Below are 16760 nucleotides of genomic sequence, written 5' to 3' on the forward strand. Positions count from 1 at the left end.
AAGAATTCAAAAGCATCGGTTATAAACCTGGTTTTCCTCCTAGACCAAGATGCAGTCTTAAGAAGAAGATCCCTAGTACCACCATCCTATTTCCCCATGGATCAGTCTCAATGTACAGCATTAGCAGTCAGCTACGATCAATTTATTGAGCTGTACAACAGCATTCCCCAGGTTTTGTCTGCCTACGCGATCGCGGTCAATGAAACCGCTGAAAGCTATCGTCAACAGCGGCAAATCCAGCTTGAATTTCAGGCCGATCTTCGAGGGAAATTCTGGATTGTGCAACTGCATCCTCCCCATCAAGGACGGCAATGGTATCTGATTCCCCAGGCTAGCTTCAGCTTTCACTACCGCAAAATTCGTGCTTTCCGACATTTATTTGAGGTGGAAGGCGAAATCCCCCATGCCCATAGCCCATTCTTTGTGGAAAGCGCTGCTCAGGTTACGCTGTTGCCCGATGGTCTCACCTGGCGCGCAGAGCAGACGGGACGAATTCAGAGTGGCACACCACCAACCCTGTCCTTGGCGGCTCTCAGTCGTCAACTTCAGGCCATGGAGGATCGAGTTAAACAGCTAGAACAGCAGCCGCAACTACCCGTAGAGTCGTCCTTTGCCGCAGCAAGTTCAAATATCATTGTTACCCCCTCCGCTCGTTCCTGGAGTCAAGTCAAACAAATTCAGCACCTCACGGGTCATGAAGATGACATTCGAGCGCTCATTATCCGACCTTGGGCTGAGAAGCAGAAAAATATCTTGATTAGCGGCAGTCACGACAAAACTATCAAATTTTGGTTTTTAGAAACCGGTGAATTCATCCAAACCTTCAATACCCTTGAAAAGGTTCAACTGCTCCGCTATAGTGCGGATTCAAGGCAATTAGCGATCGCAGACGCCAGCGCCACCGTTGCCCTTTGGGACCTAGACCATCGCCAAAGTAGTCGACTTGTGCATCAGCAGGGCGTCGTTGCAATGGCCTTTGTTCCCCAGTCTCCGCTGTTGGTTTCCTATAGTTTGGATCGACTGTTATCCCTTTGGGACCTGCGCACTCAAAAACTTCAAACAGTGGTCGACTCAACCGCTGAGCCCCTAGTAGACTTAGTGGCTTTACCGGATGGACAACATTTAATCACCAGTCATGTAGCCACTCAAACCACGCCCGGCGTCCTCAGCTATTCTCTCAAGCTCTGGAACCTGAAAGCTCTCAATCGTCCCCAGGCGACGGTCAAAGTCCCTTCCCTAATGTCTTGCCTGACCTTAAACACCGATGCCTCAGTTCTGGCCGCTGCAAGCAGCGATCGCAGCATACACCTTAGAGCAGTGCCCTCCTTAAAGCTAATCCTGGTCCTAGCCCCCCATAGAGGGGGCGTTCAAGCCCTTGCCTTTCATCCCGAGAATGAAATCCTGGCTACCGGAGACAGTCATGGCGAGTTTAAACTCTGGCATTGGAAAACAGGGGATTGTTTGACTCAAGGTTCTGGTCGAACGGATGCCCTCAATGCTCTCACCTTTAGTCCCGAGGGAGACAAACTAGTGACCGCTGGGAAGGGAGGCGACATTCACATTTGGGGTCCAGATCCTTAGCACGCCCTCCCAGTGCCTCGGTCAGCCCCTCCCAGGGAAACACTTTATAATGCGGGGGATAACTGGACCATCGGAAGAATATGGGATTGAGTGGACCAAAACGATGCATGGCGATCGCGGTTGTGGCGGTCTTTCTCATGCTGTGGGCTGGGTTCGGACCAGCCTGGGCCATGTCTCCTGACCCGGAAGAACTTCAGACCTGGAGTCAAGCCAATGTTTTGTATCTAGCGGAAAATCACGACCAGATCGCCGACCATCAAAGCCAGATGCAGATCCTGGAGCAGTTACCGGCCCATCGCGTTACCCTGGCAATGGAAATGTTTCAGCGTCCCTACCAGGCTGACCTCGATGCCTATCTCACCGGCGACCTGGATGAGACCATGCTCAAAACTCGAACCGAGTTTGAACAGCGCTGGGGATATGACTGGGAATTTTATGCCCCCCTGTTGCGCTTTGCTCAACATCACCACATTCGAGTTCTGGCGCTCAATACCCCCTTAGAGGTGACCCGCAAGGTCGGATCGCAGGGATTGGCAGGACTCGATCGCGCCGATTTTCAATGGATCCCCCCCATCGAAGATGTAGACCTGGATCATCCTGACTACCGCGATCGCCTTCGGTATTTCTATGACACCTATCACGCCGACCAAGCCAGCCACGAAGGGTTTGATTATTTCTACCAGGCTCAAGTCCTGTGGGATGAAACGATGGCAGAGGCGATCGCCGCCCAGGTAAACACCCATCCCGATCAACTGGTGGTGGTTTTGGTGGGAGCAGCCCACGTGTTTAACGAGTACGGCATTCCCGAACGCGTCGCCCGCCGAATTCAGATCCCCCATTTTCAACAATATTCAGTGCGCCTCACCCCTCCAGAGCGGATCCCATAACGGAACTTGAAACTGCCCCCAAACCGGGAAGATCGGCTAAAGTGCCGATAAAATAAGCCCTTGACAGGTAAAATCCCAACTGTTATTCTCTGAAGAAATGAAATAAAATACGTATTATCCCTGAGATGCGTTCGAATCTGATGTGCTACGGCAGCCGATAGGTCCAGTTTCGACGAGACGGCATCATCACACTTGGGGGCAATCCTGTTCTGTGGGAGGACAATATGAAGCGGCTTTACTCCATTCTTGCGGCCAGTCTGTTAGGGCTAGGGAGCGTCACACCCGCGATCGCCCTTGGGAGTGCCGAGATCTCTCAGATCGTTTCCGCCGTTGCGGTTCCCAAGGATCACAATGCTCCCTTTGCCCGCTATCACATTCGTATCCAGGTTGCAGGGAATCCAGTGTCTCAGTTAAAAATGAAGACCCCGTCGGCCCTCCAGATTGGGCAGGTCGCAGCCTTTGCCCAGGGCCAGACCTTGCCGGTGCAGTCCACCACCCTTCCTTCCGGTGAAACCGAGCTAACCTTTGCCCAGGCGGTGCCGCCGGGAGCGGAACTAGAGGTGCAGCTCCTGAATGTTCGTCACGCCACAAACTTAAACCGCATTTGGCAGTTCCCCATTGCGGTGAGTGCCTCTCCAGGTGCCGCCGATCAGTCCATTGGCATTGCCCGGATTCATACGTTTTGGTAGCGCGGCGCCCTCTGCCCAGGCCCCCGGATCAGACGCGGATCACGCCATACTCTGCGAATCCTGGGCCTCATCCTAGCGGCCCGTCCCGTAAAGTTCCCGGTCAAACTCCTCAATTGCCTCGCGGTCGTAGGGGTTCGGAGGAGTGGGATAGGCCACTTTAAAAGGGCTCATCTGGGCAATGTCCTGAGCTGGTGCAGACTTGGGGCTGGGGCCATTTTGCCCCACCTCAAACACCGTCATCATGGAATGATCTTCATGGACGAGATTGTGGCAGTGCATCATAAATTTTCCCTGGATAAATCGGCGCTTGTAGCCCTTCCTGCGGGGGCCAAACTCACCAATCACCCGGACCACCTGAAATTCACCCACATGAAAAACATCCTTCCAGCCCATTTCATAGGGCCGGGGGGGTAAACCATTGCGATCGAGCACTTGCATATCAATTAAATGAACGTGGACGGGATGGAACCAGCCGCTACCAGGGTTAAAAAACTCCCAAATCTCAATATCGCCAACGCCTGGATTAGCATCCACCCGATTTTCGTCCCACTGCTTTCCGTTAATGAGCCAACGGTTAAAGCTCCGCTCAAATCGAAAGGTTCTGGTGCGATCTGCCGTCTTCTCCGGTAGCCGCTCCACAGGTCTGAGGGTCTCGGGAATCTGGCTGTCATCAGGAACCTCACCCCCCACAACCTCAAAACACATGAGGGTATGAATGCGATCGTCAATGTCAATACTTCCCGAAAACCCAATATTTTTCAGAAAAAGACAGTCCCCCTCTTCATAACGGCAAAAGTCAATGATGATCTCATAGCGCTCCGCCATATCAATGCGCAGGGTTTGATAGGGGGTTTTTAGCTCTACTGGGGTTGCCAGGAGCCCACCGTCGCTGCCAATCACCACCATGGTTTCCCCCACGGTCAGGCGATTTTCCTGTTGACTTAAGGCCAGCTGAAAGCTACGAGAGGCCGAGGCATTTAAGAGTCGGAAGCGGTACTTGCGACGTTCCACCTGCATTTTGGGCCAGGGGATACCATTGACCAGGCTCACGTCTCCATAGGTGCTGCGCATCTGGCGATCGTCAAACACCAGCTGTAAATCCTCACCATTGAGGGGATTGACCTCAAAGAAGGCATCCCGCAGAATCAGTGGGACATCGTAGGGGCCTTTGGGGAGGGGCAGCTGGCGTTCCAGCTCATCTTCCACAATGTACATCCCCGCCAATCCCTGGTAGACGTTGCGGGCCGTGTGGTCAATCGCATGGTCGTGATACCAGATGGTGGCAGCGCGGTCATTGGGATAGATGTAGTCTTTAAACTGCCCCGGTTTGATAAAGTCTGTGGCAAACCCGTCGTACTGAGGTAGGGACGCCATGCCATGGAGATGAACCACGGCATTAATCTCACCGCCTGATTGATCCTCCCCGAGCTGATTGATAAAGCGCACCACAGACTGTCGGCCCCCCTCCTGTTCGTCTCCGCCCCGCTGTCGGATGGTGGGTCCTGGCAATCTACCGTTATAGCCCCAAATTTCGGTGGTGGTGCCAGGGACCAGGGAAATCCGGGCTTTTTTAAGGGCGATCGCATAGTAATCCGTGGTTTTGTCAGAGTAATCGGGCGGCAGGACAGGGGGGATGGGCAGCGGCTCTACAAAACGCGCAATCCTGGGGCTAAAGGGGGCGGCTAACACCGATCGGGTTGACCCCAGGGGGAGAAAAAAAGCACCACTGCTGATCAACCCTAGCTTAATTGCATCGCGTCGCGTGATTTTCATTGCCATTCCTCCAATATTGCAGAATGGAGCTGCGCGAAGGAAAAATTATACGACTAGATTATATTCGGGCCAGCTTCCCTGATTCTGCGTTTAGATTCTCACTATAGGCCTGAAATATGACAATTTGAGCAACCCTAAGGTTCCCTCAAGCTTTTAAAGACTTAACGATACATGGGGCGATCGCCATCCCCTGCACAGGCCTGGGGCTGGTAACTGGGACAGCGATCGCAAGGGCCGTCCGGATTGACCGCACAGCGCAGAAGCGTCGATCGGGCATTGTAGCGACAGCTCATATCACCAATGACCCACCGACCACCGATCCAGGATCGATCCGCGATCGCCTCAATTTTCTGAACAGACAGCAGGACGCGATCGAGTTCATAGCGATTCATGCTCAGGCGGTAGCGGTGCCGTCGTTCTAAAACCACGTAATAGGCGCCCTCAATTTCGATCTGGGCGCCGGGCTGAGGATTCCACTCCAGCTGAAAAGATCCCAAAGGGGTTTCTTGCACCAGAATATCCACAGAAAAGACTTCCGTTGTCATACCGCCACTACTCGCGTCTCCATCCGGGGCCGACCTCAGCAAGTTGGCCTGGATCTCAAAAGACCCTGGTAGCGATCATCCTACCAAGGTCTTCGAGATTCTTGGAGGGGGAACTCAGCCAGGTTCAGGCCGAACCCCTGCCTCCCTCCGTTCTATCCAGCCAGGACTCCCAGCTAGGCCGCAGCCGCTTGCCGTTCTTGAACCTCCTTAATGACCTCATCCGCCACGTTCTTGGGGCAGGGCGCATAGTGGGAGAACTCCATGGAGAACTGGCCGCGTCCTGAGGTCATGGTCCGCAGGTCACCGATGTAGCCAAACATCTCGCTCAGGGGCGCTTCAGCCTTAATTCGAACCCCTGTTACCCCGGCATCCTGGGACTTAATCATGCCGCGGCGACGGTTGAGATCGCCAATCACATCCCCCACGTTGGCATCGGGGGTGAACACATCCACGTTCATGATGGGCTCTAGCAGTTGCGGACCTGCTTTAGGGATGGATTGGCGGTAGGCCGCTCTGGCCGCAATCTCAAAGGCGATCGCGGAAGAGTCCACCGGGTGATAGGATCCATCGGTCAGGGTCACCTTCAGATCCAAACAGGGAAACCCTGCCAGCACGCCCTTATCAATACTGCTTTCAAACCCTTTCTGCACCGCTGGCCAGAATTCCCGCGGCACGTTTCCACCGGTGACCGTGGACTCGAACACAAACCCGCTACCCGGTTCGCCCGGCTCCACAATATAGTCAATCTTACCGAACTGACCTGACCCCCCGGACTGCTTCTTGTGGGTATAGCTATCCTCAACGCGCTTGGTGATAGATTCACGGTAGGCCACCTGGGGCTTGCCCACCTCCACCTCGACTCCGTGAGTCCGCTTGAGAATATCCACCTTGATGTCCAGGTGCAGCTCACCCATCCCCTTAATGATGGTTTCACCGGACTCTTGATCGGTTTCCACATAGAAGGAGGGATCCTCCTGAACCATTTTGCTCAGGGCCAGACCCATTTTCTCAGTCGCTCCCTTGTTTTTGGGATTGAGAGCAATGGAAATGACCGGGTCAGGAAAGACCATGGGTTCCAGAGTGGCGGGTTTTTTAGGATCGCACAGGGTGTGCCCCGTTTGCACGTTCTTCAAGCCCACAATGGCAATAATATCCCCGGCTTGGGCTTCGTCAATCTCTTCCCGAGAGTCGGCATGCATTTCCACTAGGCGACCGGCCCGCTCCGTTTTTCCGGTCGCAGTGTTCAGCACCGTATCCCCCTTTTTCAAGGTGCCGGAGTAAATTCGGGTAAAGGTCAAAGATCCAAAGCGATCGTCCATGATCTTAAAGGCAAGGGCGCGCAGCGGTGCATCGGGATCCACCTTGGCAACCTCACCCGTTTCATTCCCCTCCAGATCCACTTCGGGCTGGGGCTTAACCTCCATCGGATTGGGCAGATAGTCCACAACCGCATCCAGCACCAGCTGCACCCCTTTATTCTTAAAGGAGGATCCACAGTAGGTGGGGAAGAACACCAGATCGCGGGTGCCCTTGCGAATACAGCGCTTGAGAGTGTCCAGATCTGGCTCTTCACCCTCTAGATACTGCTCCATTACCTCATCGTCCTGCTCAACGGCCATCTCGATCAGGGCTTCGCGGTATTCTTCCACCTTCTCGGTCATCTCAGCTGGAACATCCTGAATCTCATAATTCATCGGATCTCCCGAATTATCCCAAATCCAGGCCTTGCGGGTTAACAGGTCCACGACCCCCACAAAGTCTTCCTCAATGCCCATGGGCAGGGTCATCACCAAAGGCTGCGCACCCAGGATATTTTTAACCTGATCCACCACGCGATAGAAATCTGCGCCCATACGGTCTAGCTTGTTGACGTAGATGATCCGGGCAACCTTCGAATCATTGGCGTAGCGCCAGTTCGTCTCGGATTGCGGTTCAACGCCCCCGGATCCACAAAAGACCCCGATTCCTCCGTCTAACACCTTCAGGGAACGATAAACCTCAATGGTGAAGTCAACGTGTCCCGGCGTGTCAATGATATTGAACTGGTGATCCTTCCAGAAACAGCTCGTCGCCGCCGATTGAATTGTGATGCCGCGTTCCTGCTCCTGCTCCATAAAATCAGTGGTGGCTGCGCCATCATGCACTTCCCCAATTTTGTGGATTTTCCCTGTCAACTTCAGGATTCTTTCAGTTGTGGTCGTCTTGCCTGCGTCTACGTGAGCAAAGATGCCTATATTTCTATATCGGGTGAGATCTTTCATGTTGATTTACTACATCAGTTGACAAAACTTTAATGACCACCTTCAAGGGAGGGGTGAAGGAAATCACTGAGACAGGGTAGGCCCATGGTTCCAGGCTTTACACCTTAACACTTTTTGTAACATTTTACTATCATTCTCAGGCCCTCAATAGTTTTTTGTGCTAGTGAAAACCGGCCAGAGAAGGAGCCACTGATTTAGGGCGACAGTAAGCTCAGGATTTTGGTCTCAAATGCGGCTGGAAGCTGCCTCATGACCTTTTTTCGGGTTCGATCCAGGGGGACCAGAGTGACCAGGGCCTCCAGGGCCACCTGTTCGGGATTCTGGGTATACACCACCTGCCGCCAGATCAAGCGCACCTTTTCCCGCCGCAGAATTTGACTGCGCACTAGGCCAGCTTGCCCCATCGTCAGCGATCGCAGGTATTTTAGATCCAGTTGCACGACAGGCAAGTCGCAGCCCAGGGCCACAAGGTCTGCGTAGTTCAATCCCACCTCTTGCAAGGCCTGGAGGCGTGCTTCTTCCAACCACCGCAGATAGGCCCCATGCCAAACCACCCCAGCATAATCCGTTAGATGGGGGGACACTTGCACGGGATATTCAAACACTCTAAACCTCAAGGGCACCTCAGGTAAGCCAACGGGTGCAGCCAGCGCAGCGCCCCAGTGAAATGTCGATAGTCCTGTCTTAAAGTAATGTCTTAACTTCTAAATGTCTGACTATCTGATAAATGTCTGACTATCTGATACATGTCTGACTTTATTTCTACAGTTTAGTGGCTTGAGGATGCCCTGCGGCGGGCAGCAGATGAGTGGACTTGGTTCCGCTTGAATTTCTCTACAGTGCTACACTCAAAACAAGTCGGCTTCTGTGATTGAGCCGCATCCAGGCCCGATCCTTCCTCAAAGTTGCCGGATCAATGCCACTTTCTTCTGTTCATCCTCAATTGTTCCATCCATCGACAAAATTTTATGCGCGTTATTTTAATGACAGGGAAAGGCGGAGTGGGCAAAACGTCCGTTGCTGCTGCCACAGGTCTGCGTTGTGCCGAGCTGGGCTACAAAACCCTTGTGCTCAGCACCGATCCGGCCCACTCCCTGGCGGATAGCTTTGATCTCGATCTGGGTCACGACCCCATTCAGGTTCAGCCCAATCTCTGGGGAGCAGAGCTCGATGCCCTGTTGGAGCTAGAGGGCAACTGGGGAGCCGTCAAGCGCTACATTACTCAGGTGCTGCAGGCGCGGGGGCTCGATGGCATTCAGGCAGAGGAACTGGCCATTTTGCCTGGAATGGATGAAATTTTTGGCCTGGTGCGCATGAAGCGCCATTATGACGAAGGGTTTTACGATGTTCTCATTATTGATTCGGCTCCCACCGGAACAGCCCTGCGGCTGCTCAGCCTGCCGGAGGTGGGGGGCTGGTATATGCGTCGCTTTTATAAGCCCTTTCAAAACATGTCCGTGGCCCTACGCCCCCTAGTGGAGCCTTTATTCCGGCCCATTGCGGGGTTTTCCCTACCGGATCGAGAGGTCATGGATGCGCCCTACGAATTCTATGAGCAAATTGAAGCGCTAGAGCGCGTCCTGTGCGATAACCAACAAACCTCAGTGCGGTTGGTGATGAACCCGGAAAAGATGGTCCTCAAGGAGTCGTTGCGCGCCCACGCCTACCTGAGCTTGTACAACGTGGCAACGGACTTGGTAATTGCCAATCGCATCATTCCCGAGGATGTGAGCGACCCGTTTTTCGTTACCTGGAAAAATAATCAGCGGCAGTACCGCGAAGAAATTCAGTCCAATTTCCACCCCCTTCCCGTCAAGGAGGTCCCCCTTTACCAAGAGGAAATGTGCGGTCTAGAAGCCCTGCGGCGCTTAAAGGAGACCCTTTACGCCAGCGAAGACCCTACCCAGGTGTATCACGCTGAGACTACCCTGCGGGTTGTTCAGGAAGATGACCGCTACAGTCTGGAGATTTATCTTCCCGGCATCCCGAAGGATAAGGTGGACCTGAGTAAGTCTGCCGACGAGCTCAATATCCGCATTGGCAACCATCGTCGCAATCTGGTGCTGCCCCAAGCTCTGGCAGCGATGAAGCCTGCCGGGGCCAAGATGGAGGAGGATTATCTCAAGATCCGCTTTACCTAGGGAGAGAGGGGAGGAGTTTTGGCCCTCAACATTTATTGCAGCTATTTCAGCAGCATTTAGCTCAGCAGCATTTAGCTCAGCAGCATTTAGCTCAGCAGCATTTATTGCAGCGAAAAAACGCAAATGCCGTTGGCACAGAACCCCAGGCTGGGGGCTGGCGCGAGGGACAGGTTGGGCAATCCGGCAATTTGATAGCGCGGCTTGCCGGAAAGCCTGACGGGTTCACCGTAGCCGCGGTCAATATGGTACTGAAAAGTGGAAGCAGGGACCTGAACTTGACAAGCGGTGGTGCCGTTGAGGGGGTGATAGCACTGGGCTGCAATGGGCGCTTTCCCACGCTGGAGCAGGGTGAGGGCCTGGCGGGAGGCCTGGAAACATTGATCTTGCCAGCAGAGCCCGGCAGCATCGATTCCTTGCCAGTCGGCGTTCAGTCCATCTCGTAGCTGAGCCTGAGGGGAATCGAGACGGATTTCTGTGAGGCTGCCGTCGGGCCACTGAATTTGGAGGCCATTCCCCAGGGGAAATCGATGCACCTGGCAATGGCTTTCCCCCCGAAGGGGATGCAGACACTGGGTGGTAATGGGCTGAGAAGCAGATTGACCTTGGCCCAGGGCAGGTTGTGCAGGGTGCCAAAGGCTGGCAAATCCTAAACCCAATCCAATCCAAACCGGAAATTGTCGCAAAACCATAGGGCGGGGTGAGCGGGCTACCTGCTTAGCATGCCCGTCCCCGGAAAGCAATCAACGCCTGAGAAGGGAATTGTTACCCAAGCAGAACTCCCACCCAGGCAGAACTCCCACTCAAGCAAAACTCCCACTCAAGCAAAACTGCCACCCAAGATAGATGACTGCCCCCGCCTAAATCTCTAGGGTCGAATAAAAATCGGAAGGTCGCCGTAACGTGCAGCTTGTTTTCGCTCTGCTAGCAGGACTGGTCATTGCCGTTATGCTTCAGGTGGTGCTCACCAGTTTAGGGATTGCCCTGGGCTTGACGGTCCTCAACCTTGGGCCAGCGTCTGACCCCCCGATGGACTCTCAGGGTGATGATTCCTCGGCGCAAGATCCAGCGAAGAATCCATCCCGCGCCTCCCCGGCGAAGCCACTGCCTGTGACCCACATGCTGGGCGGCGGGATTGCCCTGAGTCTCTCCATTGTTTTATTTCTATCCGCCCTGGCGGGAACTGAATTTAGCCAGATTCCGGAGCCGCGTCGAGGCTTAGTGTGGGGTCTGATGGTGTGGGCAACCTACTGGCTGCTGTTGTTTTGGCTCAGCTCCACCACCTTTGCCTGGGTAACAGAGTCCCTGGTCGGAGCTGCGGTGGGCGGCAGTCGGCTGTTAGTTTCAACCATTGGGCGGCAATGGGGGCCAGAGCCAGAGAATTCAGCCGAGGATCAAACGCTAGATCGTCTGGTGACGGAGGTGTCGAAACTGGCCCAGCAGCAGGCCCAATTTCCCAGCCTGCTGGCCCATCAGCGTCAGGATCTGCTCAGGGATCTGTGCGAGCGCACCTCCCTATCTGCCGAGCAGGTGGATCGGGTCATCCATGAGGTGATCAGCCGCACCCAGGGCGATCTTCCACCTGTGGAGGCGTCTCAGCCCCAGTCTTCTCAGGGACTGGCGGGGGTTCGCCAGGTTCTAGCGCAGGCGCTGGAGAGTCTGGATTTGCCCAGTTGGAAAACCCTGCTGCGCAACGCGATCCAATCCCAGGACGGGTCTGACTGGGATTTAGAGACCCTGTGGCATCAGGTGCAAACCCTTCCGATCCCAGGAAGGGAGGATCTGGACGTGATTGAGCAAGATGTGCAAACCTATCTGCGCCATGCTCCAAGCTGGGCCTTGCGTCCTGAAATTTTGCAATCGGAATTTTACGACTGTCTTTACGATCCGCAAGCCGATCCGCAAGTCCTGCAAGGGCAGATCCTGCAGATTGGCCGCGATCGCCTAGGGGCATGGCTGCAGGCAAGGCAAGATCTGTCCTCCGATCAGATTGAGACGCTCCTGGAAGCGTTGATAGAGGTCAGAGATGCGGTAATCGCAACCGTGACCCCGCCGCACCTGGATACCCCCATCGAGCCCATCCAGACTCGGCTGCTGGCCTACTGCCGCTATACCAATCGCGAGGCCCTGAGTGCTGCGGCCATGGCCCAGAAAGTCCAGGCCCAGCTTGAAGCCCAAGAGGGGTTAGGGCGATCGCTACCTCCCGTGGACCAGGCCTTAGATCTTCCGGCCCTTCGGGCTGCGCTCTCCAAACGGAAGGGCCTCTCGAATCGGCAGCGTCAGGCCCTGATGGACAGCTTAACAGCAGCCTGGCCTGCTCCCCAGGCCGCGGATCGGAGAGAACCAAAACCGGATCAAGGAGATCTAAACTCGCCAGACTCGCCCCCGGCAAACCAACCCCGTCCCTGGCTGGTGCGTACCCTGCAGTCCTCTGAGGATGTGCTTCATTATCTGCAGCGGCAACTGAATCACTACCTGCGTTTCCAGGATAAATCAGCCTTAAATCCGGCCCAGATGGCTCAAGATTTGGGCCAGATCCTGCAGCGCCTCCTGGGGCCGCTGGTGACGAAGCTGCCAGATCCCGCTGCCCTCCAGGGATTGGAGGAATCCTGGCAGCAGGCCCTAGAGGCCCGATCCGATCTTTCCTCCCTGGATCGTGAGGCGATCCGCAGCGGGTTTCAGTCGGCCTGGCAGACGGCGCTGGCGGGGACCGAAAACACGCTACGGAGTCTAGAAACCTCCATCAAAGAGGGGCTGGCCACTGCGAGGGAGGCCCTTGCCAATGGAGATACCCCCCTTGAGCAGGTGCGGCAGCAGGTGGTGGACCAGATTGTCAGCATCCAAGCTCAACTGGCAGCGCAGGCCCAGGATTTAGCCCTGGATTTGCAACAGCAGGCTGAGGCAGCCAAGAGACAGGTTCAGATTGCGGCCTGGTGGCTGCTAGGGAGTTTACTGCTGTCCGGGGCGAGCGCGGCGATCGCCGGGTGGCTAGCGGTTTTATATTGAGCGGGCGCTGCACTTGAACTACCCTGGGGCGCAGACTGTTGGCGATCAAATTTTCTCCAGGCCGCAAACCCCAACAGCACAACGGCGGCGGTAATCAGCCCGATCGCCACGCGAACCATCAAATCTTCCTGCCGCTTGCTCTGATCCATGCGGTTCGCCAGCCCCACCGGGGACTCAATGGCGTCTAAGGACCTCGGAGCAGAGACCGTGGAAGGTTGGGCCGCAACATTAACTGCAGCCATGGCTTCCTCAAAGGAGGAGGGCAAGGATTCGAAGTTGAGGTCCTCTGGATCGGCTGGGGAGGCTTCTGGCGGGGGGCTGTCCGGTGTGGCCCCTTGAAAGGCACGAGCCACCGCATGGCCCAAGCCCGTTAGCCCTGCGGGGTCGGTGAAGTACACGAGATGATTACAGGCCACCTCCTCAAAGACCGGCTGGGGAACGCGATGCTCGGGCAGGCCTTGAATACTTTCCACCGAGACGGCAATGTCATTGGGTTGGCCCCCAAAGGGAAGTTCCACGGCTTTAAACAGCTTCCGCAGCAGCCGTTCCGGCAGCGTTGCCGATGTATCCCCAGGAATTAAGTGAGTATTTCCCACCACCACGCTATAGGGCGTTTGGGGATCTTCGTTCATCCACAGCCCCTCTAAAAATTCCGATCCCGGCTCCATTTCATCCAGGGTTACATCAATCTTCTCAAGGCGTTGGAGCAGGGCACCCAGGATATTTAAGGGCATCACCACCGTGGAGAGGCCATTCAGCAGCAGCGCCATTGCGATGGTGATCCCCCGCTGCACCTCGGGCCAGGGCGATCCGGCATTCGGGGTGCCCAACAGGATCAGGTGCTGCACAACCTGATTCCCCCCCAGGGCCTCAATAAAATGGCGAGACACCAGTCCCCCCATGGAGTGGGCCACAATATGCAGGGTTTTGCCGTGGTCTTCCCCCAGTCCCACCTCCCTGAGTCGCCGCTTCAGGGCGGCGGCATGATCTCGAATGGAGGTATTGATGCTTTCGTAATCGTAGGTGAGCACGAGGTCGTACAGTTCATTTAGGGTTTGGATCTGACCGTCATGCTCCACTTGGGTCGTTTCCACGCTGGGCACCATACTGCGCGTATCGCCAAAGATACCGTGGATAAACAAGACAATGGAATCGGCCTGGGCAACACGCTGTTCCACCACGGCTCGTTCTGGAAGATAGGACACCGCACGCTGCGCCACTTCGGCAACGGCAAGAATCGGATAGTCAAACTTCACCCCGAGTATCTGACTGAGATCCTGCCCCAACTGCCTGCGTAAGACCTTTTGGAAATAGATTTGAATCGCACCCCCAACGCTTCGGCGATTTGGGGTGGGGGCTGGCAATCGCTGCAGTTCAATTTCAGTCTTGCCCTCGCGATGGAATCCTAAGCCCAGGGGCAGATAAAACTCGCCATCAAAGGCGACGGGCAGGATCTGTTCATCCTCCGCCAGGGTTCCTGGCACCGCCAGCTTTAACGGATGATCTGGCGTGACGGCCTCGGGATGATGTACCTGGGTGAGCTCCAGGGTGCTCAATCCTGGATCCACGCCACGGCTGGATCGAAACTGAAACGGCTGGCTTCCCTCCCGCAGCAGGGGCGGAAGGGGGGGATGGCCAACGTCTCGGCTGGCCTGGGCAACGCTGACCAGCCTGGCCTGGGCCTGAAACTGGGGGGGGGCTTCCAGGGTAACCTCATGGCCCAGGGACTGGCGAGATTGCGGACTGACGGTCACCTGGGGTTGGGGCCGCACGGTGACCAAGGTCAACTGGCTCGTAACCCAGCTATCCACCTGCTCTAGCTCCTCTTCATCGGCAATACCGCGCGTGGTGACTCGTTTCATCAAGCGATTTAGGGATCTGCGGCTGGAGGTGCCTAGCGATCGCGTCGGTTCTGGTGGCGGCCGATCCAGCTTGTCCTGTGCCAATAGCCGGGGATCAAACTCGGTGGTGCTCACAATCAGCTTGAGAACATCCTGGTATTCCGTCACCCCCTGCTCCCACAGCCGCTTGGGAAGACTGGTGGGAATTTGGTCCGTGCGCTGCCCCCGCAAAATGGCCGTGGCAAAGATTTCCGTCTGGGGATCGATCCATTCCCCCCCCGCTGCAAAAAAGGGAGCGGAGACGGAATATTCCTCGGTTAAATCCAGGAGGGCGCAGTAAAGGCGCTGGTCGGTTTGGTTGGTGATCTTCAGCTGGAAGGTGGGATTTTGATCGCCCTCATACTCCAGGCGCACCACAGCATCGTTCACTGCTTTTCCCTGGTGATAAAGCTGCATTTGCACCGCATTAGAGGGGAGGGAGCCCGTCCCTGCGCTGGCCAGTTCTAGGATGGTGGTCCAGCGGGCCATATGCTCTAATCGCTGGACCACCTGGGTCACCTGCTCTGGGGAAAGGCCGACAATGGGATCCACCAGGGTCCGCTCATCGCGGGGCTGAGTGATGCGCCAACGGTTGTCCGCCACCGCCACCCGCAGTTTCGCCTGGGCAGGACTGTCCACCCTCTGGAGGTAGAGGGATCTGGAAAGATCCGGTTCAATCAAGGCGATGGCGGCGGCATCTCCCTCCAGGCAAACCGCCAGGGGCTGGATCGGAAGGCTGATCACCACCGCATTGAGCACAGTTTCTGGGGTCAACCCCTCCGGTTCCTGGGTAAAACCGACGCGACTGTAGCTGGAGAATACTTCCAGGACCTGAATTTCGCCAATTGCAGCGGCAGGGCGCTCCAGGTCCGCGGCCGGAGCACCCTGGGGATAAAGCGCCAGAATCATCGGTTCAGCGCCAGCCTGGGGCAGACCATGAACCGCGCCACCATCAATAATCCACTGGCCTGGCCCGCTGCAGCTCAGGGTGTAGTAGGGCGGGCGCGGGGCGATCGCAGCGGCCTCCGAGTTGCCTAAAAACGGCAACTCTAAATCCTGGGGATGGGTCGCCTCCAGCTGGGGAGATTGATCCTTAATGCGTCCCCGAACTAGGCTGCTGGCTCGCTTAAACAGGTCCCGATAGCTCAGGGATCCGCGGGTCTTTTCGAGGGTATCCACTAAAAAATAAGAAAATGCGCCCCGCTCCTCGCCATCTCCAAGATATTCACTGGCCAGCTCTGAGTCGTGACAGCCAGCGAGCAGGATATGCCGACCCACGGGAAGACTCCAACCGCTTTGGCGATCCCCGACCTCGGGGAGATCGTCGCCAGGGGGAGTTGCTAGCAGTCGAGACAGGTAGGCTTCATCCGCAGAAAAAATAAAATCCTGGAGGTTTCGTTGCCGAAAATCCGCCGGGGAATGGCGCACGCCCTCGGGAATGATCTCCCGCGTCCCAGACCCAGAGTGGCAGCAGTCCATAATCATCACAACTTGCGGATGCTGCTGGGAAAGCTGCTCAATGAGATAGCCTAACTCCTTATCGGCTAAGTCTCGTCCCCCCGCTTCGCGGCTATCCCAGCAAACCAGCGTTTCGTTCATGCGATCGGGTTCCATGGGCCAAAACTCTTCCGGTGCAGCCTCTTGAGACCCGTGACCGCTGTAGTAGAACAGAGCAATATCATTGCTGCCAGCCTGCATTAGATGGTTCCGAAATCCGTCAATGACCGCCTGCCGGGTAGCCTGGGCGTTTAAGAGCTTATGGATATGCAGTTGATAGGCCTGGGAATCAACGCGATCGCTCAGGTAAGTTTCAATGCGACGAATGTCATTGACGCAGCCCTTGAGGGGCGGAACGCGGCCAATATAATCGTCAATTCCCACCAACAGAGCGTAGATGTGGCGATGAGTGGCGGATGCGGTCATGATGTTTCCTCAGGGACGAAGACAGTTCGAAGACAGTTCGAAGACAGTTTTAAAGAAGACAGTTTCAAAAGGGCGTG

The 16760-nt window shown here is 55.7% G+C and carries 11 protein-coding genes; 5 read left to right on the top strand and 6 right to left on the bottom strand.

Features of this window, described 5'->3' with window-relative positions:
- The first annotated feature begins 96 nt into the window (after nt 1-96).
- From QQ91_RS07240 to QQ91_RS07250, 3 genes are all read left to right on the top strand, one after another.
- Nucleotides 97-1581: a WD40 repeat domain-containing protein gene (locus QQ91_RS07240; protein WP_166274490.1), complete on the top strand. Its 1485-nt coding sequence runs from the start codon at nt 97-99 to the stop codon at nt 1579-1581.
- A 107-nt stretch (nt 1582-1688) separates the two neighbouring features.
- Complete coding sequence (locus QQ91_RS07245) at nt 1689-2468, top strand: ChaN family lipoprotein (protein WP_166274492.1); 780 nt, start codon at nt 1689-1691, stop codon at nt 2466-2468.
- A 224-nt stretch (nt 2469-2692) separates the two neighbouring features.
- On the top strand, nt 2693-3157 hold the full coding sequence (locus QQ91_RS07250) for a DUF2808 domain-containing protein (RefSeq protein ID WP_166274494.1): 465 nt from the start codon (nt 2693-2695) through the stop codon (nt 3155-3157).
- 72 nt (nt 3158-3229) lie between these two features.
- Here QQ91_RS07250 and QQ91_RS07255 read toward each other — a convergent pair whose 3' ends face one another.
- The 4 genes from QQ91_RS07255 to QQ91_RS07270 form a co-directional block, all read right to left on the bottom strand.
- A complete protein-coding gene (locus tag QQ91_RS07255; protein ID WP_166274496.1) occupies nt 3230-4930 on the bottom strand; it encodes a multicopper oxidase family protein in 1701 nt (566 codons plus the stop codon).
- A gap of 161 nt (nt 4931-5091) precedes the next feature.
- Complete coding sequence (locus tag QQ91_RS07260) at nt 5092-5475, bottom strand: DUF6464 family protein (protein ID WP_166274498.1); 384 nt, start codon at nt 5473-5475, stop codon at nt 5092-5094.
- A gap of 173 nt (nt 5476-5648) precedes the next feature.
- The gene (fusA, locus tag QQ91_RS07265) at nt 5649-7736 is read right to left on the bottom strand and encodes an elongation factor G (RefSeq protein ID WP_166274500.1); all 2088 of its coding nucleotides are present in this window, start codon (nt 7734-7736) and stop codon (nt 5649-5651) included.
- Nucleotides 7737-7930: 194 nt separating this feature from the next.
- Nucleotides 7931-8341, bottom strand: coding sequence for an acyl-CoA thioesterase (locus QQ91_RS07270; protein WP_166274501.1), 411 nt, complete (start codon nt 8339-8341; stop codon nt 7931-7933).
- A 363-nt stretch (nt 8342-8704) separates the two neighbouring features.
- On the opposite strand from QQ91_RS07270, the gene QQ91_RS07275 reads away from it, so the two are divergent.
- The gene (locus tag QQ91_RS07275) at nt 8705-9877 is read left to right on the top strand and encodes a TRC40/GET3/ArsA family transport-energizing ATPase (RefSeq protein WP_166274502.1); all 1173 of its coding nucleotides are present in this window, start codon (nt 8705-8707) and stop codon (nt 9875-9877) included.
- Nucleotides 9878-9978: 101 nt separating this feature from the next.
- Here QQ91_RS07275 and QQ91_RS07280 read toward each other — a convergent pair whose 3' ends face one another.
- A complete protein-coding gene (locus QQ91_RS07280; protein WP_166274503.1) occupies nt 9979-10566 on the bottom strand; it encodes a hypothetical protein in 588 nt (195 codons plus the stop codon).
- A 211-nt stretch (nt 10567-10777) separates the two neighbouring features.
- On the opposite strand from QQ91_RS07280, the gene QQ91_RS07285 reads away from it, so the two are divergent.
- Nucleotides 10778-12880: a YrzE family protein gene (locus QQ91_RS07285; protein ID WP_166274505.1), complete on the top strand. Its 2103-nt coding sequence runs from the start codon at nt 10778-10780 to the stop codon at nt 12878-12880.
- Here the strand turns inward: QQ91_RS07285 and QQ91_RS07290 are convergent.
- Nucleotides 12793-16683, bottom strand: coding sequence for a DUF7379 domain-containing protein (locus QQ91_RS07290; protein ID WP_166274506.1), 3891 nt, complete (start codon nt 16681-16683; stop codon nt 12793-12795). The genes QQ91_RS07285 and QQ91_RS07290 overlap by 88 nt on opposite strands.
- Nucleotides 16684-16760: the final 77 nt, after the last annotated feature.

It is taken from the genome of Lyngbya confervoides BDU141951 (genome assembly GCF_000817775.3).
GTDB classification, from domain to species: domain Bacteria; phylum Cyanobacteriota; class Cyanobacteriia; order Thermosynechococcales; family Thermosynechococcaceae; genus Lyngbya; species Lyngbya confervoides.

What these genes read in the sequence shown, in the direction of transcription:
- QQ91_RS07240 (WP_166274490.1), top strand. Translation starts at nt 97, where the DNA reads ATGGATCAGTCTCAATGTACAGCATTAGCAGTCAGCTACGATCAATTT.
- QQ91_RS07245 (WP_166274492.1), top strand. Translation starts at nt 1,689, where the DNA reads ATGGCGATCGCGGTTGTGGCGGTCTTTCTCATGCTGTGGGCTGGGTTC.
- QQ91_RS07250 (WP_166274494.1), top strand. Translation starts at nt 2,693, where the DNA reads ATGAAGCGGCTTTACTCCATTCTTGCGGCCAGTCTGTTAGGGCTAGGG.
- QQ91_RS07255 (WP_166274496.1), bottom strand. Translation starts at nt 4,930, where the DNA reads ATGAAAATCACGCGACGCGATGCAATTAAGCTAGGGTTGATCAGCAGT.
- QQ91_RS07260 (WP_166274498.1), bottom strand. Translation starts at nt 5,475, where the DNA reads ATGACAACGGAAGTCTTTTCTGTGGATATTCTGGTGCAAGAAACCCCT.
- fusA (WP_166274500.1), bottom strand. Translation starts at nt 7,736, where the DNA reads ATGAAAGATCTCACCCGATATAGAAATATAGGCATCTTTGCTCACGTA.
- QQ91_RS07275 (WP_166274502.1), top strand. Translation starts at nt 8,705, where the DNA reads ATGCGCGTTATTTTAATGACAGGGAAAGGCGGAGTGGGCAAAACGTCC.
- QQ91_RS07280 (WP_166274503.1), bottom strand. Translation starts at nt 10,566, where the DNA reads ATGGTTTTGCGACAATTTCCGGTTTGGATTGGATTGGGTTTAGGATTT.
- QQ91_RS07290 (WP_166274506.1), bottom strand. Translation starts at nt 16,683, where the DNA reads ATGACCGCATCCGCCACTCATCGCCACATCTACGCTCTGTTGGTGGGA.